Raw genomic sequence first — 21,116 nt, 5'->3', positions numbered from 1 at the left:
GTTCGGTGAAAACGCAGCGCGGTCCCGGGCTCACGAGTAGCGTGCGTGGCTCCACACCCCCCCACCTCCCTGCGGTCCGCCGCCACGGACCCGAGCCACGCAAGGAGCCCCGGGATGTCCTACGACCCGCCGCACCCGTCGTACCGCCCGCCCCAACCGCAGTACCGCCCACCGGGGCCGCAGTACGAGCCGCCCCCGTCGCAGTACCGTCCACCGGGGCCGCCGTACGGCACGCCTCGGCCGCCGTACGGCCCGCCCCGTCCGTCGCCCGACCTCACCTATCCCTGGCAGCCCGCTCCCCCGCAGCCGCCCCGCACGGACCGCCGGCCGCCCCGTGAACCCCTCGGCCACCACAGCGACCTGCGGGTGCTGCGCAGCGCCTACCGCTGGCAGCGGCGTACGGCCACGCTCACCGCGCTGGGCTACTTCACGCTGTTCCTCGTGCTGTCCGCGTCCGCGCCCGGCGTGATGACGCGCACGGTCGCCGACGGCATCCCCGCCGGCCTGCTGCTCGCACTGATCCAACTCCCGGTCACCTGGCTGGCGATCGCCCTGTACGAGCACACCGCGCGCCGGCACGTCGATCCGCTCGCGGACCGCATCCGCAAGGAGGCCGAACTGGACGCCCGCCGAGGAGCACTCCGATGACCGCCGCCGGTACCCCGGCCGTGGGGGGCTTCGCCGGTTTCAGCGGCTCGGCCCAGTCCATGTCCCTGGTCGCCTTCTCCACCGTCGCCACGGTGACCCTGCTGCTGTGCGTGATGACCGGCCCCGACCGCGACGACCTCGACGAGTTCTACACCGGCTACGGCTCCCTGTCCCCGCTGCGCAACGGCCTCGCCATCGCCGGGGACTACATCTCCGCGGCCACCGTCCTCGGCACCGGCGGAGTGATCGCCCTGTGCGGCTACGACGGGGTCGTCCTCGCCCTGAGCACCGCGCTGTCGCTGATGCTGCTGATGTTCCTGCTGGCCGAACCGCTGCGCAACGCGGGCCGGTTCACCATGGGCGACGCGCTCGCCCGCCGGCTGCCGGGACGCCGCGTACGCATCACGGCCTGCGCGGTGACCATCGCCGCGCTGCTGCCGCTGATGCTGGTCCAACTCGCCGGAACCGGGCAGCTGATGGCGTTCATCCTCGGCTTCACCGACGAGTCGCTGAAGACCTCGTGCGTCGTCGGGCTGGGCGCCCTGATGATCGCTTACGCGGCGATCGGCGGCATGAAGGGCACCGCCCTCATCCAGATCCTGAAGATCGTGATGCTGGTCGGGTCGGGCGCGGTGGTCGCCGTGCTGGTGCTGCGCCGCTTCGACTGGGATCCGGGCGCGCTGTTCACCGCGGCCTCCCGGCAGAGCGGCGCGGGGCCCGCCTTCCTGCACTCCGGGCTGGAGTTCGGCACGTCGGGCACGTCCCGCCTCGACATGATCGCCTCGGAGCTGACCGTGGTGCTCGGCGGCGGCGTCCTGCCGCACATCACCATGCGCATGTACACCGCCTCCAGCGCCCGCCAGGTGCGCCGCTCGATGTCCTGGGCGGTGTCGATCGTCGCCCTGTTCGTGCTGGTCATCACGGTGGTCGGGTTCGGCGCCACGGCGCTGGTCGGCCGTGCGGTGATCGCCGGGGCCGATCCGCAGGGCAACACCGCGTATCTGCTGGGCTCGCGGGCGGCGTTCGGCGCGGACGTGTCCACGGCGGAGACCTTCCTGTTCACCATGGTGACGACCGCGATCTTCCTGACCCTGCTCGCCTCGGTCGCCGGGATGATCCTCGCCTGCGCCAACTCCCTGGCCCACGACGTGTTCGCGGCCCGCGTGCAGGAGATGCCGGCCCGGCGCGAGATGGCCCTCGCCCGGGTCTCGGCGCTCGCCATAGGGGTGCCGACGATCCTGCTCGCCACGATGGTGCAGCACCACAGCCTGCAGCCGCTGGTGACGCTCTCCTTCTGCCTGGGCGCCTCCGCCATCGCGCCCGCCCTGGTGTACGGGCTGTTCTGGCGCCGCTACACCCGCACCGGGCTGCTGGCGACGCTGATCGGGGGCACCCTGACCGTGCTGCTGCTCATGCCGGGCACCAACCTGGTCTCCGGCTCCCCCGTCTCGGCCTTCCCGAACGCCGACTTCAACTGGTTCCCGTTCACCACGACGGGCATCGTCTCCATCCCGGCCGGCTTCCTCTTCGGCTGGCTCGGCACGATCGCCTCCGGCCGCACCGAGGCGGAGCAGCAGCGGCACCAGTACGAGGCGGTGGAGGGGCGGATCCTGGCGGGGGCGGTGCGCAAGGGAAGCTGAGCGGGGACGGGAGCCGGTGGCCCGGGTGTCATGCCGGTGGCCCGGGTGTCATTCCAGGACCGCTCCGCCGGTCAGCGAGATCAGGCTGCTGCGCATGTCGTCCATGTGCGTCTGCACGTCGTCCCAGGTCTCGCCGTGCTCGCGCAGCACCTCTTCGGTCTCCCGGGCGATGCGTTCCTCCCGCACGCGCGCGTCGGCGATGATCTCGGCGGCACGCGCGCGTGCCTCTTCCTGGCTGCGGCGCGCGTACTCCTCGCTCTCCGCCAGGGCCCGCTCGGCGTCGGACAGCGCGGCCCCGGCCCGGCTCACCTGCTCCGCGTGCCGGGCGTCCAGCGCGGCGATCCGCTCGGCCTCCTCGCGTTCGGCCTCGGCCCACCGCTCGGCGTGCCGCCGGGACTGCTGGTCGAGCATGCCGGTGGCGCGCTGCCGTACCTCGCGCAACGCGGTGAGCGCCTCCGCGCGCTCTTGCCTCACCTCGCGCCGGACGCCGACACGGATGCCGTCGGCCTCCGCGCGCGCGGCGTCAAGTACCTGGCGGGCGTGTTCGTCGGCCTCCGCGCGGAGCGCATCCGCCGCTTCCTGTGCCTCCCGGCGTACGCTCTCGGCGCGCGCCTCGGCCTGCGCGACGCACTCGTGCGCGGCACGCCGTGTGCGCTCGCGGAGGTCCGCGGCCTCCTCCAGCACGACCTGGTACAGCCGCCGCGCGCCCTCCCCGAGCGACTCGTAGGTCTGCGGTGCGAGCTGGGCGACGACCTCGCGCATCCGCGCGGCCTCCGCCTCCATCTCCTTGGCGAGCACGGTCAGCCGCGCGGCCCGTTCCCACGCGGCGTCGCGGTCGTACGACAACTGCTCCAGGCAGGCCTCGACCTGAGCGGGGCGGTAGCCGCGCCCCCGGCCGGTCACGAAGCCGTGCGGCGGCATCGATGCGCTGCTCACCCTGGGAACCCCTCTCCACCGGACATGCACGACAGGACGATTTCGCGCACATCTTGATGGATCGGGCACAAGTGTGCATAACGCGACACTCCGCGCTCAGGTCACGCCCCGAACCGCGCACTCGGTGACCGGTGTGGCGGACGGGGCCGGCTACAGCACGTCCTCCTCCATGGTGATGATCATGCTGCGAACGGGCGCGAGCTCCGCCAGAAGCGCCGCGTCCGCCGCCGTCGCGCGCCCCTCCGGCGAGTCGAACGCCGCGCGCAGCTCTTCCGGCGAGTCCCACTCCAGCGTCACGACCAGGCAGTACGGCGCACCCCCGCGCACGGGCGCCGGATTCCGGCCGACCGTGCAGCGGCGCAGACCGGGCAGCCGCCGGACGAGCGGGATGTGCACCTCGCGGTAGTGCCGGTCGAACGCCTCGGGGTCGGCAGGGGGCTCGTACAGGGCGAGGAAACGGGCCGTCATCGCGCCGCCCTCCCATGACGCGTGAGAACCGCGGCGCCCACCCGTTCGGCCGACAGGCACTCCAGCCCGGCCGGCGGACTCGCGGCCGGGAACAGCCGCCGGCCCTGCCCCAGCACGACAACGCCGCACCACCGCCCGCACCTCGGGATCCTCCGGCTCGCCGACCTCGTCGATCGCGCCGGTCGCGTCCTCGCGCGCGAGGACGGCGCGCGCCCGCTGCAACGCGCTGTTGACCGCGGCCACCGACGTCCGAAGCTGCTCGGCGACCTCGGCGGCGGAGAACTCCAGCACCTCGCGCAGCACCAGCACGGCCCGCTGCCGCGCCGGCAGCAGCTGCAGCGCCGCCACCAGCGCCAGCCGCAGGTCCGCGCGCGCCTCCACGTCGTACCGCGCCTCGGGGAACGGCTCCAGCCACGGCACGTCCAGGGCGGGCGTCAGCGGCGCCCCGGGATCGTCCGAGGGTGCCCCCAGCCCGGACGGCAGGGGGCGGCGTGCGCGGCTCTGAAGGGCGTTCAGGCAGGCGTTGGTCGCGATGCGGTACAGCCAGGTCCGCACGGACGCGCGCGTGGGGTCGTAGCGGTCCCGCGCCTTTCAGGCCCGCAGCATCGTCTCCTGCGTCAGGTCCTCGGCCTCGTGGAACGAGCCCGGCATCCGGTAGCAGTACGCCACCAGCTCGCCCCGGTACGGCTGGAAGTCCACCGGCCCATCATGCCCTCCACGCGCGCGGGGAGGGCATGATCCGCTCACACCGGCCGGCCCCGCCTACAGCAGCCCGTCCCACATCTGCTCCAGCAGCACCGACCACCAGCTCTCCGGCGAACCGAGCGCCGCCGGGTCCAGCGCGGCCAGCTGCGCCTGGAAGTCCACGGTCCAGCGGCCCGCCTGCTCCTGGTTCAGCCCGAACCGCAGGCGCCACATCCGGCCCAGCAGCGCCAGGCAGCGCGCGAACTCCGGCAGCCCGGTGTTCACGAACTGCGGCGGCACGGCAGCACCGCCCGGGCCCGCCTCCACCGGCACGGCCACGATGTTCGCCGTGCCGTACTGCACGCAGATCGCCTTGCCGAAGTCGGTTCCCATGACGAGGTAGGACCCCGCGTCCGAGGCCGGCTGCACCCCGCGCTCGGCCGCCAGTTCCGCCAGCGTCGGCACGGGGCGGCCCGGCTGGGCCTGCGCCCAGAAGAACGGGCCCATGTCCACCGGCAGACCGGCCACGACCAGCGTGTGCGCCACGATCGGCGGCACCCCCTGCCGCGACACCGCCTGCTGCTCGAACCGGAAGATCCCCGGCCCGAACGCCGCCGCCAGCTCCTGCGCGATGCCCTCCGGCGGGACGGGCGGCGCGGCCTGCACCGGCGGCAACGGCGCCCGCACCGGCGCGGGCCGCGCCGGCCCGTCCGCCACCTGGTGCAACTCACCCTGGTGCGCCAGCAGTTGCTGCATGCCCTGCTGCCGGCTCGCGTGATCCGTGCCGTACGGCGCGATGCTCGTGATCCGCGCCTGCGGCCACTGCTCCCGGATCATCCGCGCGCAGTAGGCACCCGGCAGCGCGCACGACTCCAGCTCCGTGTGCAACTCCAGCACCTGGTCCGGGGGCACGTTCATCGCCCGCAGCTCATGGAAGATCTGCCACTCCGGATGCGGCGTGCCCGGCGCCGAACGCCGGATCAGCTGCTGCTCCGAGCCGTCCTGCGCGCGATAGCGCAGCACGGCCTGGTAGCCGGGACCCACGGTCGGCTGCGCCTGCTGCGGATACCCGTACGCCGGCGGCTGCCCGGGCGCGCCCGGCGGCATCGGCTGCGGGGCGCCCGGCGCTCCCGGTGGCATGCCGGGGGCGCCCGGCGCACCGAGTGCGCCGGGCACGGGCGGCGGCGGGGGTGCGCCCGGACCGGTCACCGGGGGCGCGGCCAGCACGGTCTCCGCGTGGTGCACGGCCCCACGCCCGCCACCGGGCGCGCCAGGCGCGCCAGGACCGGCGGGGGCACTCGGAGGCTGCGGCGCACCCGGCGCGGGAGGCATAACCGGGGCGCCCGGAGCCGCAGGAGCACCGGGCGGGTTCGGCATGCCGGAGGCGCCCTGACCACCCTGCGCGCCCGGCGTGCCCGGAACGCCCGGGGCGCTCGGAACGCCCGGGGCGCCCGGCGGCTGGGGCGCGCCCCGGCCCAGCAGACTGGGGTCGGCCAGCACCGTGGCCGCGTGGTGCACATTGCCCAAAGGCGCGGCAGACGGATTCGGGCCGCCCGGAGCATTCGGCGCGGCAGGCGGATGCGGGGCGCCCGGCGCCTGCGCCCCGCCGGCACCACCGGGACCCGCCGGCCCGCCACCCGGACCCTCGGGCCCCTCCGGACCGAGCGCCGACACCAGCTGCGTCGGCACATAGCCGCCGGCAGGCGCACCCGGCGCGGGAGGCGTCGCCGCACCCCCCGGGCGCGCACCCGGCGTACCAGGGGCACCCGGCGGCGGAGGCGGCGCACCCACCCCACCGCGCGCCTTCTTCGGCGGCGGCGCGGCCTTGCTCGTCGCGGCGTCCGCGATCTCCCCGGCGTTCGGCGCGAGCCGTCGCGCCGGGCCACCCGGGTCGGCCGGAGGCTGCGGCGCACCCGGCGCACCGCCCGGCACCGGCGCCTGCGGATAGCCGTAACCCGGAGCACCCTGCGGAGCGCCGGGCCCCTGCGGAGAGCCGTAGTTCGGCGCGTCCGGGGGCGGCGGGGGCGGGCTGGCCTGCGCCGCTCCCGGCGCGCCGGGCGCCGACGGGTACGCGGGCACGCCCGGCGGCGGCGTGCCGGGAGCCGCCGGCGGCTGCGGGTAGCCGTACGGCGGCGTACCCGGCGGCGCAGGAGGCGTACTGCCCTGCGGAGCGCCCGGCGCAACAGGAGCGGTGGGCACCCCCGGGACACCGGGCGCGCCCGGCGGGAAGCCCTGCGCGCCCGGCGCGTTCGAAGGATCGAGCGCCGGCGCGACCGCCGTCGGCGGCAGCTGGCTGCCCCCCGACATCAACGCCGTCTTCGCGTCCGGCGCGCTCACCGGCGGCCGCGGAGCCTCGTCGTCGGAATCGCTCAACGGCGGCGCGAACACCGTCGCGGGCAACGGCACCGAACGGTCGTCCTCACCGGAGTCCGCGTTCGTGTCCGTACCGGCCCACGGCGTGGCCCCCACCGGCACATCCACGGAAGGCGGGCCCGCAGGAGCAGGCGCCCCGGCCCCACCGGACGCCCCCGCCAGCACCCCGGCCTGCGTCTCCGCCGGCCCCGCCCCACCGGACGAAGCCCCACCACCGGCACCCGAACCAGCACCGGAACCCGAACCAGCACCGGCACCGTCCTCGCCCCCCGGCCGCCGGTCCCCGATGCCCAGCTTGTCCGCCGCCTCCTGCAGCCACTCCGGAGGAGTCAGCAGGAACGACGTCTGATTCAGATCCACCCGCGCGGCAGCCGGCGCCGGAACCGCGTCCTGGGGCTCCTCCGCACGGCCGTACTCCTCCTCGTACCGGCGGATCACCTCACCGACCGGCAACCCCGGCCACAGCGTCGCCTCCCCGCTGTCCCGGGCGATCACGAGCCGCTGCGCACCCGCATCCGAACGCGGACCCTCCGCCCGGTCCTCGCCCCACACCACGAAACCCAGCTCGAACTCCCGCACCCGCACCTCACGATGCTGGTACGCGGGCACGTCGCCGTTGATCCACTCCTCGGCGCGCTCCTGCGCCTGCGCGTAGGTCACCATCGCCTGAAGCTCACTCCCCCACCGGGCCGGAAGACACCGGAACGACACGGGCGAAACCGCCGTCGACCATCAGATTCGCCACCGTCTCCAACTCCGGCGGACTACCCGCCAGCCGCGACAGAAAGACATCGAAGTCCTCACCGCACGGCAACAGCAGACGCTCCACCCGCTCCGCCGGCGACCACGACGGATCCACATCACGCACGTCGTCGTACGCGCAGAACCACACCGAACCGGGACGCTCGCCCTTCACCTTCACCGCGAGCAACCCGCCCTGCACGAACGCCACCCCGAGGTAATCCTTCGTCAGATGGTCGCGCAGACACTTGTTCACATACACCAGGTCATTGACCGCCGCCTCCTCACGCACCGTGAAGAACGGCTGGTCCAGCAGCAGTCCCAACTCGGCGTCCAGCGCCGTACCCACCGGCGCACACCCACCCGCCGCCTTCAGGAACGAGCGATACGCGCCCGGCAGCCGGTAGCCGAGATCCTCCTCGACCCCCTGAACCTGCCCCTCCGACACCGCCACACCCGACTTCGGCAGACCGAAATGCGCCGGCCGCGTCTCCTGCAACGGCCGCGTCCCCCGCTTGCCGTGGTCCACCGCCGCCGTCGCCACCCCACCGTGATGCCGCAGCAACGCCTTCACCTCGACCGGAATCAACTCCAGCCGCCGCGTCCCCGCCACGTGATGCCACGTCCAGCCGTGCGGCGTCGCCACATCCGGCACCGTGTCCCACAACTCGTGCCCAGCCGCCGCCAACGCGGCGTTCGCCGACACATAGTCCGTCAGCCGCAACTCGTCGACACCGAAACCCTCCGGCGGCTCGGCGATCTCCACCGCCACGCGCGCGTACGGCGAGAAATCCGGGTAACCACCCTCATCGACCCGTACCCCTCTCGGGTGACGCGCCGCCCGGACCGGATCCGGGAAGTGCACGACCTGCCCGGCGTAGGCCGCGTTCGGCGGCGCGGCTTGCTGCCCGAGCCGACCTGTCGTCATGGCGGTAGCCCCCTGCGGCGTTCTCTCTGGCCTCGAATGGCGGTGTCGATCGCGGATGCCGACAGCCTATGCGGTACACGCACCCCGGTCACCGGCCCACCGCACCCCGCGGAAACCACCCCTCCGCATCCCGCGGCCAACCACCCTCCGCCTCCCGCGGGCAACCACCTGCCACCTCCGTGACCAGCCGTCACCCCACCGTGACGACCAGCCCCGAACAGGGTGTGTCGCACCGCCCCAGCTTCCCCACCCGCCACGGCATTTGGCACCCTGTGTCCTTCGGGGGAAGCCGGGGAACGCCCGGGGAGGGGAAAACGATCATGAATACCTTGCGAACCGGAGGTACCGACGTGCGGGCCGGCGACCCACGCATCGGCTGGAGCGGCACCGACACGCCCGCCCCCACCCTCCGCCACCGCCGCGACGGCATCCTGCCCACCATCGCCGCCGCCCTCTCCGTCCGCGGCACCACCCTCACCGGCACCGCCGCCCGCAGCGACCAGCCCCCGCCCCTGCACCCCCTCGTCCAGGACTTCCTCGACACCCTCACCAGCGGTGAACGCGACCGCTTCACCGGCCGCTGCGCCGAAACCATCCTCATCTCCCGGCACCTCACCACCGCCGACGCAGCCCGCAGCAAACGCGCCGCCCGCAAACCCATGACCAACGGCGAAGCCCGCAAAGCCCTCAAACACGCCAAACTCACCACCCGCCGCATACGCGAGGACGGCGACCCCCTCCACGGCAGCTTCGCCACCCCCTGCCGCGCCTGCACCGCCCTCAGCGCCCACTTCGGCGTCCGCATCGTCGACCCCACGGCAACCGACGGCTGACAGCCCCCGTCAACACCAGTAACACCCAGCAAGCTCGACGAACGAAGGGCCGATGCACGCCGACCGCACCTCCTCCCCCAGTCTCGGCTCCGCGCGACCGGGGGGACCCCCATCCCGCTTCCCCGTACTCGTCGACGCCGCCCTGCGCGCCGCCGGCTGGCAACCCGGACGCTGGGACATAAAACAGGCGGAAATCTGGGCCGACACCCTGCGCGAACACACCTCACCCGCCGGCCACCGGCACACCGTCTTCCCCGCCGCCGTCGAAGCCTGGGCCGAATTCGGCGGCCTCACCATCACCCCCGGCGGCCCCGGCCGCCAGATCGCCCCCGCCACCCTCCACCTCGACCCCCTCCACGGCCTCCACCACGCCCGCACCCTCGGCGACCTCGGCCGCGCCCTCGCCACCGAACTCTGCCCCCTCGGCGAGGAGGCCGACACCACCGCCGTCCTCGCCATCGACACCGAAGGCCGCGTCTACACCCTCGACCACACCGGCGACTGGTACGTCGGCCCCGACATCGACCACGCCCTCGCCACCCTCATCACAGGCATCCAGCCGGTACGACTCACCGCCGGCTGACCCACGCACGGCAGCCACACGCCGCCGGCCGGCCCACGGGAGAACCGGCCGACCCACGAGGAAACCGGCCGACCCACGAGGAAACCGGCCGGCCCACGGGAGAACCGGCCGACCCACGAGGAAACCGGCCGACCCACGAGGAAACCGGCCGACCCACGGGAAAACCGGCCGACCATGAGGAACCGGCTCACGCCGCCGGAATCACCGCCGACACCCGGAAACCCCCCGCATCCGTCGGCCCCGACACGAACACACCACCCAGCGCCGCGACCCGCTCCCGCATCCCCACCAGACCGTTCCCCCCCGACGGCAACCCCGCCGACGACGCCGACCCCGGCTCCGGCGGCGGCTCGTTCTCCACCTGCATCGCGATCTCCGACACCCGATGCGCGAGCCGCACATGCGTCTTCGCACCCGCCGCATGCTTGTGGACGTTCGTCAACGCCTCCTGCACCACCCGGTACGCCGTCTGCTCGACCACCGCCGCATACGACCGCACCTCCCCCTCCACCGACAGATCCACGACCATCCCCGCCGCCGCCGACTGCCCGACCAGCTCCTCCAGCTCCGACAGACACGGCCCGTCCACCGAACCGTCCACCTCCGCCACCCGCGAAGCCGCCGCCGCAGCCGCCTCCCCCACCGCCGCCAACAGCACACCCGAAGCACGCCGGACCGGATCCTCCCCCGCCCGCAGCACCCCCAGCATCTCCCGCAACTCCGTCAACGCCTGCCGCCCCATGTCCCCCACCAGAGCCGCATTCCGCACAGCCTTCTCGGGATCCTTCCGCGCCACAGCCTGCAGCGCAGCGGCATGCACCACCATCAGACTCACCCGATGCGCGACCACGTCATGCATCTCACGCGCGATCCGGGTCCGCTCCTCGTTACGCGCCCACTCGGCCCGCTCCTCCGCCCGCTCCGCGAGCAACTGAAGCTCCCGCTCCAGACTGTCCGCCCGCTCCCTGAGGCTCTCCATCAACCGCCGCCGCGCCCCCACGTACAAACCAAGCAGCACCGGCGGAGCCGTCAGCCCGAGCGCCGTCGTCACCGCCGCGAACGGCACGAACCAGTCACCCAGCGTCAGATCGCCGCGCGCCATGTCCTGCCGCACCCGCACGAACGTCACCACCGCCGTGCCCATCAGCGACATCCCCGCCAGCGCCCCGATGACCCGCCTCGGCACCTCACACGCGGCCAGCGTGTACAGCCCGACGATCCCCAGCAGGAACCCCATCTGCGCCGGCGTGATCGCGATCGCCACGAGTACGACGGCGATCGGCCACTTCCGCCGCACGAGCAGGACGGACCCGGCGATCACCCCGAAAACGACCCCCACCGCCACCGGGATCCCCGCATCCCGGGCGAACGGAATCCCCTCCGCGCCGCACTCCACGGCCGACACCAGCGCGAGACTCCCGTCGAGCACCGCACTACGCCACCTGGCCCACCACCACGGGCCGGTCAAACCCCTGGCGTGCTCTTCCCCCGTCACGGTCATACGTCCAGCCTACGGGCGACCCCCGCGCCTTTTCCGGTGACTTTCACCGACCTCCACACACCACACTCCGTGACCGGGCGACCTCGAAACCCACCGCAATCACTCGAACTGGCGAACCCTTCCTGTTCGACCCCGGAACGCCGCATTCCGCCCGGACGGTATGCCCATGGCACATTCACACAGCAAATACGCCGACTTCGAGGGCCTCCGGGAACGGGCGGTCGCCTTGCGGCGGGCCGGCTACAGCCTCCGGCAGATCCGGGACGAGCTGAAGATCTTCAACAACGACATCCTCAACCAGCTGGTGAAGGGGGAGCCACCGCCGGAGTGGACGAAGCGCCCGAACGCCAAGGACGACCTCCGAGCAAAGGCGCGGGAGCTGCGACTCCAGGGCTGGACCTATGACCAGATCGAAGCGGAGCTGGGGTGCTCGCGGAGTTCGGTGTCGCTCTGGGTCCGGGACCTTCCGAGGCCCGAGCCGCGGTACACGCCGGAGGAGCAGCGGGCACTCATGCGAGAGGGCCTCGCAAGGCGCCGCGCCACAGAGAGGGAGAAGCGCGAGGAGACCAAGGTGGCTGCGCTGCGAGAGATCGGTGAACTCAGCGATCGCGAGCTCTTCATGGTGGGCACCGCGCTCTACTGGGCGGAAGGATCGAAGAGCAAGCCGTACGACCGCCGTGAGCGCGCGATCTTCGTCAACAGCGACGCGGGGGTGATCCGGACGTACCTCGCCTGGCTCGACTTGTTGGAGGTGGACAGGGAGCGACTGAACTTCCGGTTACTCATCCATGAGTCGGCAGACGTGGACGCCGCGCACCGATTCTGGGCCGCCGTGGCTGACATCGATCCGTCGGTCTTCGCCAAGCCGACGCTGAAGAAGCACAACCCCAAGACGGTCCGCAAGAACACCGGGGACGACTATCACGGCTGCCTCGTCATCGGCGTAGCCCGAAGCGCCCACTTGTACAACCGCATCGAAGGCTGGTGGAACGGAATCGTGGCCCAGGCTGAGGCACGTCTCGGGTAAGGTCTGAAGCGCTGTTCCCCCGTGGTGTAACTGGCAGCACACTGGTTTTTGGTACCAGCAGGACAAGGTTCGAATCCTTGCGGGGGAGCCACAGCACACAAGACCTAGGTTCGGGCCCTGACCGGCGAAACCCCCCGGTCAGGGCCCGCTCTCACCTCCCCCAAGTAACACCCCGGTATCCTGCGGCTGTCATCCCCACTCACCCACAGCCGAAGGGCAACCCCGTGAGCGCCATCCGCCCGGCAGCCGTCGTCGTTCTCGCAGCGGGTGAGGGCACCCGTATGAAGTCGGCCACACCGAAGGTCCTGCACGAGATCTGTGGCCGTTCCCTGGTGGGCCATGTGCTGGCCGCCGCCCGTGAATTGGACCCGGAGAACCTGGTCGTCGTCGTGGGCCACGCCCGTGAGCAGGTCACCGCTCACCTCGCCGAGATCGACCCGGCCACCAGGACCGCCGTACAGGCGGAGCAGAACGGCACCGGGCACGCCGTACGGATGGGCCTGGAGGAGCTGGGCGGCGCTGTGGACGGGACCGTCGTGGTCGTGTGCGGGGACACGCCCCTGCTCACCGCCGGGACGCTGAAGCAGCTCGCCGAGACCCACGCCGCCGACGGCAATGCCGTGACCGTGCTGACGGCCGAGGTGCCGGATGCCACCGGGTACGGCCGGATCATCCGCGATGACGCGACGGGTGCTGTCACCGCGATCATCGAGCACAAGGACGCCACCGACGCCCAGCGGGCGATCCGGGAGATCAACAGCGGGGTGTTCGCGTTCGACGGGCAGTTGCTGGCGGACGCGCTGAAGAAGGTGCGGACGGACAACAGCCAGGGTGAGGAGTACCTCACCGACGTCCTGGGCATTCTCCGCGAGGCCGGTCACCGGGTCGGTGCTTCCGTGGCCGGTGATCACCGGGAGATCGCCGGGATCAACAACCGGGTGCAGTTGTCGGAGGCGCGCCGGATCCTGAACGACCGGTTGCTGACCGCTGCGATGCTGGAGGGGGTCACGATCGTCGATCCGGCTTCCACCTGGGTCGATGTGACCGTGACCTTCGAGCGGGATGCGCTCGTTCACCCCAACACGCAGCTGACCGGCTCCACGCACCTCGGTGAGGGTGCGGAGGTGGGGCCGAACAGCCGGCTGAAGGACACCACGGTCGGTGCGGGGGCGCGGGTGGACAACACCGTGTCGGATGGGGCTGTCGTGGGCCCGGAGGCGTCCGTGGGGCCGTACGCGTACCTGCGTCCCGGTACCCGGCTCGGTCTCAAGGGCAAGATCGGCACGTATGTCGAGACGAAGAACGCCTCGATCGGTGAGGGCACGAAGGTGCCGCATCTGTCGTATGTCGGTGACGCGACGATCGGTGAGTACACGAACATCGGGGCGGCGAGTGTGTTCGTGAACTATGACGGGGAGCACAAGCACCACACGACGGTCGGGTCGCACTGCAAGACGGGTTCGGACAACATGTTTGTGGCTCCTGTCACGGTCGGGGACGGTGCTTACACCGCTGCCGGGTCTGTGATCACGAAGGATGTGCCGCCCGGTTCGCTGGCCGTGGCCCGTGGTCAGCAGCGGAATATCGAGGGTTGGGTGGCTCGGAAGCGTCCGGGGAGCGCGGCGGCGAAGGCGGCCGAGGCGGCGTCCCGGAGGGGCGAGAGCGAGGACTGACCGGATTCGGGTGCGCCAAACACGGCGTACCGTGATAAGTGCACATCCGCACGCGTGCACCCGCACCCCTACCAGCTGGTTCGGCCTCTCATGCCCAGGCGCGGAGGTCGCCCGAGCTGCCGGCTGGTCTGAGACAACCTCTGAGGAGACTGTGCTGTGACCGGGATCAAGACGACCGGCGAGAAGAAGTTGATGTTCTTCTCCGGCCGCGCCCACCCCGAGCTTGCCGAGGAGGTCGCCCAGCAGTTGGGTGTCGGGGTTGTCCCGACGAAGGCCTTCGACTTCGCGAACGGTGAGATCTACGTCCGTTATCAGGAGTCGGCGCGTGGTGCGGACTGCTTTGTGATCCAGAGCCACACGGCTCCGATCAATCAGTGGATCATGGAGCAGCTGATCATGATCGACGCGCTGAAGCGTGCGTCGGCCCGCTCCATCACGGTGATCGTGCCGTTCTACGGTTACGCGCGGCAGGACAAGAAGCACCGGGGTCGTGAACCTATTTCGGCGCGTCTGATCGCTGATCTGATGAAGACGGCGGGTGCGGACCGGATCCTGACGGTGGATCTGCACACGGATCAGATCCAGGGTTTCTTCGACGGGCCGGTGGATCATCTGTTCGCGTTGCCGCTGCTGGCGGACTATGTGGGCGAGAAGGTGGACCGGGACAAGCTGACGGTGGTGTCGCCGGACGCGGGTCGGGTGCGGGTGGCGGACCGCTGGTGTGACCGGCTGGGTGCGCCTCTTGCGATCGTGCACAAGCGTCGGGACAAGGACGTGGCGAACCAGGTGACCGTCCATGAGGTCGTGGGTGAGGTCAAGGGCCGGGTCTGTGTGCTGGTCGATGACATGATCGACACGGGTGGGACGATCTGTGCGGCTGCGGACGCGCTGTTCGCGCATGGTGCGGAGGATGTCATCGTCACGGCTACGCACGGTGTGCTGTCCGGTCCTGCCGCGGACCGGTTGAAGAACTCGCGGGTGAGTGAGTTCGTGTTCACGAACACGTTGCCGACGCCGGCGGAGCTGGGCCGGGATCTGGACAAGATCAGGGTGTTGTCGATCGCTCCGACGATTGCGAGTGCGGTGCGTGAGGTGTTCGAGGATGGTTCGGTGACGAGCCTGTTCGACGAGCAGTGAGGTTTCTGCGCTGCCTGCGCTAGCGGCGGCTGAAGATCCTTTTGGGTGCGGCCTCCCTTGCCGAGTAGACTGCTGCAGTTGCTCGGCGAGGGAGGCCGTACTCGTGCAGTACGGCGGTCCGTTATCGACGCGCTCTTCGTAGCAGGCCGTTCGTGGCCGGGTGACCACGTCCGTTCCGAGTTCCTACGAGGAGTGATCACTATGTCCGAGGTGAAGCTCGCCGCCGAGACCCGTACCGAGTTCGGCAAGGGTGCGGCCCGTCGCATCCGCCGTGACAACAAGGTTCCGGTTGTTCTCTACGGCCACGGCACCGAGCCGGTGCACCTGACTTTGCCGGGTCACGACCTGCTGCTGGCGCTGCGTACGCCGAACGTCCTGATCTCGCTGGACATCGACGGCAAGTCCAACGAGCTGGCGATTCCGAAGGCCGTGCAGCGTGACCCGCTGAAGGGCTTCCTGGAGCACGTGGACCTGCTGCTGGTCAAGCGTGGCGAGAAGGTCACGGTCGAGGTTCCGGTGCACACCGAGGGCGAGCTGGCCCCGGGTGGCAACCTGCTGGAGCACGTCCTGAACGCGCTGCCGGTCGAGGCCGAGGCCACGCACATCCCGGAGGCCGTCACCGTCTCCGTGGAGGGTCTGGAGGCCGGTGCCTCGATCCTCGCCAAGGACATCACCCTGCCGAGCGGCACCACGCTGGCCGTCGAGGAGGACGCTGTCGTCCTGCAGGTCCTGGCCGCGCAGGCCGAGGAGACCGAGGGTGAGGAGGCCGCCGAGGGCGAAGAGGTCGCCGAGGCCTGATCCTCGCCGTCGTCATCATCTGGTTCAGCCGCCGTTTCCCTCGCGGGGAGCGGCGGCTGGCGCGTATCAAGGAGACATGGACGTGACCACCCCCGCCAGCACTGATCCCTGGCTGATCGTCGGGCTCGGGAATCCCGGGCCGGAGTACGCCATGAACCGGCACAACGTCGGTTTCATGGTGGTGGAGCTGCTCGCGGAGCGGATCGGGGGGAGGTTCAAGCGGGCGGGCAAGGCGCAGGCGCAGGTGCTGGAGGGGCGGATCGGTCCGGCGGGGCCGGGCAGCCGGCGGGTGGTTCTGGTGAAGCCGATGTCGTACATGAATCTGTCGGGTGGCCCGGTGAACGCGCTGAAGGACTTCTACAAGGTGCCGGTGGCGAATGTGGTGGCCGTGCATGACGAGCTGGACATCGACTACGGCGTCCTGCGGCTGAAGCTGGGCGGTGGGGACAACGGGCACAACGGTCTGAAGTCGATGACGAAGGCGATGGGTTCGGACTATCACCGGGTGCGGTTCGGGATCGGCCGGCCGCCGGGTCGTATGCAGGTGGCGGACTTCGTGCTGAAGGACTTCTCGTCGGCGGAGCGCAAGGAGCTGGACTACTTCGTGGACCGTGCGGCGGACGCGGTGGAGTGTCTGGTGATCGAGGGTCTGGAGCGGGCGCAGAGCGCGTACAACTCCTGACATGTGCTTCCACGGCGGACAGCGAGGTTGACCACGGTTACGGGTATGGCCAATGATCCCGGCCATGCCTGCCACAGCCAGCACTGCTCGCCAGGCCTCTGTGACCGCATTGCGGTGGGGGCGGGTCTCGGCGATGGGTGCGGTCGCCGCGTTGGTTCTGTTCGCCGGGGTGTGGGGTTCCTGGGGGACCGCGCAGCAGGTGATGCTGTCCAAGGGGCGTGAGCAGGGCACGGTGCGGGTGACCGCCTGTGCGCGTGATGTGTGCAGTGGTCCGTTCTCGCCGACGTCGGCGGGGGCGCGGGCACGCGCGCGTGTGGAGATCGCGCAGCCGGTGGCGGTGCGTGCGGGGCGGACGTACGACGTGGTGCTGAAGCCGGGTACGGCGGACGCGGTGCGGTCGGGTCCGGCGGGGATCCTGTACGCGTGGGTGCCGTTGGGCGGGGCGTTGCTTCTGGCGTCGGTGGTGGTGGCCGGGGGGATGCGGCTGACGCGGGTGGCGTGGGTGCTGGCGGGGTGTGGGATGGCGTTGCTGACGGGGGCTTTTCTTGCGGTGTCCGCCGGTTCGTGACTCCGTGCGCCGGTGGTGGCGGGCAGGTGTTGTGTCTTCGTGATTGACCTTGGGTCAGGGGGGGCTGGAAGCTGTGTCGCCCCCTCCACATCCTCCCCGTAGGCCACTCGAAGATGGACCAGCCCCATGCGTACCCTCATTCGTGCCGGCGCGGTGACCGCCGGTGTGTCTGCAGCGCTGTTCCTTGCCCCGGCGGCGCATGCCGCTCCGCCGGGTGACAACGGCGATGTGAAGATCCACAAGTCCGCGACGGACGAGTACGACGAGCGCAATCAGCCGCACGTGTGCTCGTTCTACCTGGACGCCTTCCACTTCGACGGCGGTCAGCAGGTCGACTGGCGCATCGAGGTGTGGGCGCCGACCGGTGGGACGAAGGGCACGACGGTGAAGTCGGGTGCCCTGTCCCTGGACGCCGACGGTCACGGCCGCAGCGCGGACATGACCTTGCCCGACGGGCACTACAAGCTGTTCTGGAACTTCGCTGGTGAGAAGGGCTCGGCGAAGCACAAGGTGTTCTGGACGAACTGCCAGGGTTCCGGTGGCGGTGCGCCGTCCTCGGGTCCGTCGGCCGGCACGTCCTCTGCGCCGTCCGGGTCCTCGTCGTCGGCCCCGTCGTCGCCGTCGTCGCCGTCGTCGCCGTCGTCGTCGCCGTCCGCGTCGGCTCCGGGGGCGTCGTCCTCGCCGGCGCCCGCTCCGTCCTCCTCGCCGTCCGCGCAGGGCGGTGGCGGTGGTCTGGCCGAGACCGGCAACGGCGTTCCGGTGGGTGCGCTGTCGGGTGTGGCGGCCGTGCTGGCCGGCGCGGGCGGCTGCCTGGCGCTGCGGCGCCGGAAGGCGCGCGGCTGACCGGAGCCCGGAAAGGGGGGTGCCCCCGGGGTCGTACGGCCCCGGGGGCACCCTTTGTCGTGTCGTGGCGGTCAGCCGGTGTTGCGCAGGCCCGCTGCCACGCCGTTGACGGTGAGGAGCAGGGCGCGGGAGAGCAGCGGGTCGGGGGTGACGCCGGCCGCCGCTGCGTCGCGCTGGCGCTTGAGCAGGGTGACCTGGAGGTAGGAGATGGGGTCCAGGTAGGCGTCGCGGATGGCGAAGGTCTGCTTCAGGACGGGCTGGGCGTCCAGGAGTTCACTCTCGCCGGTGACCCGCAGGACCTCGCGGACGGTCAGTTCGTGTTCGGCCTTGATGGTGTCGAAGACGTGCTTGAGCTCGTCGGGGACGAGGGTGTCCACGTAGTGCTGGGCGATGCGCAGGTCGGTCTTCGCGAGGGTCATCTCGACGTTGGAGATGAAGTTGCGGAAGAAGTGCCACTGCTGGTGCATCTCGTCGAGGACGGTGTCCAGGCCGGCCTCGCGCAGGGCCTTGAGGCCGGAGCCGACGCCGAACCAGCCGGGGACGATCTGCCGGGACTGGGTCCAGCCGAAGACCCACGGGATGGCGCGCAGGCCGTCGAGCGAGACGCCGGAGCCGGGGCGGCGGGAGGGCCGGGAGCCCAGGTGCAGGTCGGCGAGCTGGTCCACCGGCGTCGACGCGAGGAAGTACGTCGGCAGGTCCGGGTCCTCGACGAGGGCGCGGTAGGCCGCGTGCGCCGCGTCCGACACCACGTCCATGGCGGCGTCCCAGCGGGCGAGGGCCTCGTCGGACTGGCGGGGGGCGGTGTGCAGTGCGGAGGCCTGGAGGGTGGCGGCGACGGTCAGTTCCAGGTTCTCCCGGGCGAGGGAGGGGATGAGGTACTTGTCGGAGATGACCTCGCCCTGCTCGGTGACCTTGATCTCGCCCTCCAGGGTGCCCCAGGGCTGGGCGAGGATGGCGTCGTGGGAGGGGCCGCCGCCGCGGCCGACGGTGCCGCCGCGGCCGTGGAAGAGGCGCAGGCGGACGCCGTAGCGGTGGGCGACGTCGCGCAGGCGGCGCTGGGCGCGGTGGATCTCCCACTGGCTGGTGGTGATGCCGCCGAACTTGGAGGAGTCGGAGTAGCCGAGCATGACCTCCTGGACGTCGCCGCGCAGCGCGACCAGGCGCCGGTAGGACGGGTCGGAGAGCATGTCCTCCAGGATGGTGTCGGCGGCCTTCAGCTCGTCCGTGGTCTCCAGCAGGGGGACGATGCCGATCTTCGCCCAGCCGGCGTGCAGGTCCATGAGGCCTGCCTCGCGGGCGAGGACGGCGGCGGCGAAGACGTCGTCGGCGCCCTGGCACATGGAGATGATGTAGGACTCGACGACCTCGGGGCCGAAGACCTCCAGGGCCTTCTTGACGGTCTCGAAGACGCCGAGGGTCTTCTGCCCGGCGGCGTCGACGGGCGCCGGGGTGGGCGCGAGGGGACGTCGGGACCTGAGCTCCTTGGCGAGGAGCTTGGTGCGGTACTCGCGGGGCATGTCGGCGTAGCGCCAGGACTCCTCGCCGAGACGGTCGAAGAGCTGGCCGAGGGCGTGGTGGTGGGCGTCGGCGTGTTCGCGGACGTCCATGGTGGCGAGCTGGAGGCCGAAGGCGGCCAGGGTGCGGATGGTGCGGGCGAGGCGGCCGTCGGCGAGGAGGCCGCCGCGGTGCTCACGCAGGGAGGCCTGGATGATCCGCAGGTCCTTCAGCAGTTCGCCGGTGCCGAGGTAGTCGCGGCCGTCCTCGTGCGGGGTGCCCTTGGCGAGGCGCTGCTTGGTGTTCTCCAGCTTCTGCCGGATGCAGGTGGCCTTGAGCCGGTAGGGCTCCTCGGCGTTGAGGCGCTTGTAGCGGGGGCTGATCTCGGGGAGCACCTCCAGGTCGCGCTTGAGGGACTCCAGCAGCTCCTCGGTCGCTCCGGTGTAGCGGATGGAGTTGGAGAGCAGGCCGCGCAGTTCGTCGATCATCTCCAGGGCGTCGTTGATGCCGTGCTCGTGCTGGAGGATGAGGACGTCCCAGGTGACCTGGGGGGTGACGTTGGGGTTGCCGTCGCGGTCGCCGCCGATCCAGGTGCCGAAGGTGAGCGGGCGGGTGTCGTCGGGGAGTCTGACGCCGACCCGTTCCAGTTCCGCCGTCAGGTCCTCCAGGACGTCGCCGACGGCGTTGGCGTGCAGCTCGTCGAGGTAGTAGATGGCGTTGCGGGCCTCGTCGGCGGGCTCGGGGCGTACGACGCGCAGCTCGTCGGTCTGCCACACCAGGTCGATGTTCTCGGCGAGGCGGACGTCGTGGCGGCGGCGGTCGGAGCCCTGGACGGGGGTCTCCAGGAGCGCGGCGATGCGCCGGAGCTTGTTCAGCACCGAGCGGCGCGCGGCCTCGGTGGGGTGTGCGGTGAACACCGGGCGGACGTTCAGGTTCTGGACGGTCTGCTTCAGGTGCTCGGGGTCGGCGTCCTTCAGGCGGTCCGCCGTCCGGGCGAGGAGACCGCCCTCGGCGGCGCGCCGGGCGCGCAGCTCGCGGCCGCGGTGCACCTGTTCGGTGACGTTGGCGAGGTGGAAGTAGGTGGAGAAGGCGCGCACCAGCTTGGCGGCGGTCTCCAGTTCGGTGCCGCGCAGCAGCTCGGCGGCGGCCTCGCCGTCCTCGCGGGTGAGGCGGCGGACCTTCTCGACCAGGTCGAGGAGCTCGGGGCCTTCCTGCCGTACGAGGGTCTCGCCCAGGAGATCACCCAGCCGGCGGATGTCGGCGCGCAGCTCGCTGCTGGTCGTGGTGGTCTGGTCGTCGGCACTGCTCACAGGTGCGGCTCCTTGCAGTGTTGAAGCTCGTCTGGCGGGAACCCGGCCGACTGCCGCGGCGGCGGGTACCGCATACGGGCGGGAGCGTCCGGGAAGGAAACTTCAGCGGACCGCGCTGTCCGACCGAGTTCAAGGATAGGTGTCGATGAGGACGCGCAGGCTCTGGGGCTCTTGCCGCCGCTCGACACGCTGCCATACTTACGACGCCGTAGGTTACGGAACCGTAGGGAATTCCCGTCCAGTCCCGTG

At 71.3% G+C, this 21,116-nt stretch carries 17 protein-coding genes, 1 tRNA gene and 1 pseudogene; 12 read left to right on the top strand and 7 right to left on the bottom strand.

Features of this window, described 5'->3' with window-relative positions:
- Positions 1 to 114 precede the first annotated feature (114 nt).
- Both FB563_RS17965 and FB563_RS17960 read left to right on the top strand, forming a co-directional pair.
- On the top strand, positions 115 to 648 hold the full coding sequence (locus FB563_RS17965; protein WP_055708165.1) for a DUF485 domain-containing protein: 534 nt from the start codon (positions 115 to 117) through the stop codon (positions 646 to 648).
- Complete coding sequence (locus FB563_RS17960; RefSeq protein WP_055708166.1) at positions 645 to 2,288, top strand: sodium/solute symporter; 1,644 nt, start codon at positions 645 to 647, stop codon at positions 2,286 to 2,288. The genes FB563_RS17965 and FB563_RS17960 overlap by 4 nt, the downstream gene beginning before the upstream one ends.
- 48 nt (positions 2,289 to 2,336) lie before the next feature.
- Here FB563_RS17960 and FB563_RS17955 read toward each other — a convergent pair whose 3' ends face one another.
- From FB563_RS17955 to FB563_RS17935, 5 genes and pseudogenes are all read right to left on the bottom strand, one after another.
- Entirely contained in the window at positions 2,337 to 3,224 is an 888-nt protein-coding gene (locus FB563_RS17955) for a hypothetical protein (protein WP_055708167.1), read from the bottom strand.
- 150 nt (positions 3,225 to 3,374) lie between these two features.
- Entirely contained in the window at positions 3,375 to 3,692 is a 318-nt protein-coding gene (locus FB563_RS17950) for an EthD family reductase (RefSeq protein ID WP_079048945.1), read from the bottom strand.
- 87 nt (positions 3,693 to 3,779) lie between these two features.
- Positions 3,780 to 4,391 (bottom strand): annotated as a pseudogene (locus FB563_RS17945) (RNA polymerase subunit sigma-70); the annotation flags it as partial.
- A gap of 63 nt (positions 4,392 to 4,454) precedes the next feature.
- Positions 4,455 to 7,412: an SUKH-4 family immunity protein gene (locus FB563_RS17940; protein WP_055708168.1), complete on the bottom strand. Its 2,958-nt coding sequence runs from the start codon at positions 7,410 to 7,412 to the stop codon at positions 4,455 to 4,457.
- A gap of 10 nt (positions 7,413 to 7,422) precedes the next feature.
- Positions 7,423 to 8,418: an SMI1/KNR4 family protein gene (locus FB563_RS17935; protein ID WP_055708169.1), complete on the bottom strand. Its 996-nt coding sequence runs from the start codon at positions 8,416 to 8,418 to the stop codon at positions 7,423 to 7,425.
- Positions 8,419 to 8,738: 320 nt separating this feature from the next.
- Here FB563_RS17935 and FB563_RS17930 point away from each other — a divergent pair, with 320 nt between their 5' ends.
- Together FB563_RS17930 and FB563_RS17925 are read left to right on the top strand one after the other, a co-directional pair.
- Positions 8,739 to 9,251, top strand: a complete 513-nt coding sequence (locus tag FB563_RS17930; RefSeq protein WP_142218785.1) for a YwqJ-related putative deaminase — start codon at positions 8,739 to 8,741, stop codon at positions 9,249 to 9,251.
- A gap of 52 nt (positions 9,252 to 9,303) precedes the next feature.
- A complete protein-coding gene (locus FB563_RS17925) occupies positions 9,304 to 9,834 on the top strand; it encodes an SUKH-3 domain-containing protein (protein ID WP_142218784.1) in 531 nt (176 codons plus the stop codon).
- A gap of 187 nt (positions 9,835 to 10,021) precedes the next feature.
- On the opposite strand, the gene FB563_RS17920 is transcribed toward FB563_RS17925, so the two are convergent.
- Positions 10,022 to 11,335: a sensor histidine kinase gene (locus FB563_RS17920; RefSeq protein WP_142218783.1), complete on the bottom strand. Its 1,314-nt coding sequence runs from the start codon at positions 11,333 to 11,335 to the stop codon at positions 10,022 to 10,024.
- Positions 11,336 to 11,501: 166 nt separating this feature from the next.
- Between FB563_RS17920 and FB563_RS17915 the strand changes: the two genes are divergently transcribed.
- The 8 genes from FB563_RS17915 (at position 11,502) to FB563_RS17880 (ending at position 18,063) form a co-directional block, all read left to right on the top strand.
- Positions 11,502 to 12,362: a helix-turn-helix domain-containing protein gene (locus FB563_RS17915; protein ID WP_055704850.1), complete on the top strand. Its 861-nt coding sequence runs from the start codon at positions 11,502 to 11,504 to the stop codon at positions 12,360 to 12,362.
- A gap of 15 nt (positions 12,363 to 12,377) precedes the next feature.
- Positions 12,378 to 12,453, top strand: a tRNA-Gln gene (locus tag FB563_RS17910).
- A 133-nt stretch (positions 12,454 to 12,586) separates the two neighbouring features.
- Entirely contained in the window at positions 12,587 to 14,035 is a 1,449-nt protein-coding gene (gene glmU / locus FB563_RS17905; protein ID WP_079048613.1) for a bifunctional UDP-N-acetylglucosamine diphosphorylase/glucosamine-1-phosphate N-acetyltransferase GlmU, read from the top strand.
- Positions 14,036 to 14,191: 156 nt separating this feature from the next.
- Entirely contained in the window at positions 14,192 to 15,172 is a 981-nt protein-coding gene (locus tag FB563_RS17900) for a ribose-phosphate diphosphokinase (RefSeq protein WP_055704852.1), read from the top strand.
- Between the two features lie 201 nt (positions 15,173 to 15,373).
- Complete coding sequence (locus FB563_RS17895; protein ID WP_055704853.1) at positions 15,374 to 15,970, top strand: 50S ribosomal protein L25/general stress protein Ctc; 597 nt, start codon at positions 15,374 to 15,376, stop codon at positions 15,968 to 15,970.
- A 76-nt stretch (positions 15,971 to 16,046) separates the two neighbouring features.
- Positions 16,047 to 16,652, top strand: coding sequence for an aminoacyl-tRNA hydrolase (gene pth, locus FB563_RS17890; protein ID WP_055704854.1), 606 nt, complete (start codon positions 16,047 to 16,049; stop codon positions 16,650 to 16,652).
- Between the two features lie 52 nt (positions 16,653 to 16,704).
- Positions 16,705 to 17,220 carry a hypothetical protein gene (locus tag FB563_RS17885; RefSeq protein WP_107100541.1) on the top strand — a complete coding sequence of 172 codons (516 nt, stop codon included), beginning with the start codon at positions 16,705 to 16,707 and terminating at the stop codon, positions 17,218 to 17,220.
- Positions 17,221 to 17,346: 126 nt separating this feature from the next.
- Entirely contained in the window at positions 17,347 to 18,063 is a 717-nt protein-coding gene (locus FB563_RS17880; RefSeq protein ID WP_055704855.1) for a hypothetical protein, read from the top strand.
- Positions 18,064 to 18,134: 71 nt separating this feature from the next.
- Here the strand turns inward: FB563_RS17880 and ppc are convergent, their stop codons facing one another.
- On the bottom strand, positions 18,135 to 20,867 hold the full coding sequence (ppc, locus tag FB563_RS17875; protein WP_055704856.1) for a phosphoenolpyruvate carboxylase: 2,733 nt from the start codon (positions 20,865 to 20,867) through the stop codon (positions 18,135 to 18,137).
- Positions 20,868 to 21,116 lie beyond the last annotated feature (249 nt).

The sequence above is a fragment of the Streptomyces puniciscabiei genome (assembly GCF_006715785.1).
Lineage (GTDB): Bacteria > Actinomycetota > Actinomycetes > Streptomycetales > Streptomycetaceae > Streptomyces > Streptomyces puniciscabiei.
The sequence above is the reverse complement of the archived record's forward strand: the minus strand, read 5'-3'. Positions and strand labels throughout refer to the sequence as shown.

What these genes read in the sequence shown, in the direction of transcription:
- FB563_RS17965 (WP_055708165.1), top strand. Translation starts at nt 115, where the DNA reads ATGTCCTACGACCCGCCGCACCCGTCGTACCGCCCGCCCCAACCGCAG.
- FB563_RS17960 (WP_055708166.1), top strand. Translation starts at nt 645, where the DNA reads ATGACCGCCGCCGGTACCCCGGCCGTGGGGGGCTTCGCCGGTTTCAGC.
- FB563_RS17950 (WP_079048945.1), bottom strand. Translation starts at nt 3,692, where the DNA reads ATGACGGCCCGTTTCCTCGCCCTGTACGAGCCCCCTGCCGACCCCGAG.
- FB563_RS17940 (WP_055708168.1), bottom strand. Translation starts at nt 7,412, where the DNA reads ATGGTGACCTACGCGCAGGCGCAGGAGCGCGCCGAGGAGTGGATCAAC.
- FB563_RS17935 (WP_055708169.1), bottom strand. Translation starts at nt 8,418, where the DNA reads ATGACGACAGGTCGGCTCGGGCAGCAAGCCGCGCCGCCGAACGCGGCC.
- FB563_RS17930 (WP_142218785.1), top strand. Translation starts at nt 8,739, where the DNA reads ATGAATACCTTGCGAACCGGAGGTACCGACGTGCGGGCCGGCGACCCA.
- FB563_RS17925 (WP_142218784.1), top strand. Translation starts at nt 9,304, where the DNA reads ATGCACGCCGACCGCACCTCCTCCCCCAGTCTCGGCTCCGCGCGACCG.
- FB563_RS17920 (WP_142218783.1), bottom strand. Translation starts at nt 11,335, where the DNA reads ATGACCGTGACGGGGGAAGAGCACGCCAGGGGTTTGACCGGCCCGTGG.
- FB563_RS17915 (WP_055704850.1), top strand. Translation starts at nt 11,502, where the DNA reads ATGGCACATTCACACAGCAAATACGCCGACTTCGAGGGCCTCCGGGAA.
- FB563_RS17895 (WP_055704853.1), top strand. Translation starts at nt 15,374, where the DNA reads ATGTCCGAGGTGAAGCTCGCCGCCGAGACCCGTACCGAGTTCGGCAAG.
- pth (WP_055704854.1), top strand. Translation starts at nt 16,047, where the DNA reads ATGGACGTGACCACCCCCGCCAGCACTGATCCCTGGCTGATCGTCGGG.
- FB563_RS17885 (WP_107100541.1), top strand. Translation starts at nt 16,705, where the DNA reads ATGATCCCGGCCATGCCTGCCACAGCCAGCACTGCTCGCCAGGCCTCT.
- FB563_RS17880 (WP_055704855.1), top strand. Translation starts at nt 17,347, where the DNA reads ATGCGTACCCTCATTCGTGCCGGCGCGGTGACCGCCGGTGTGTCTGCA.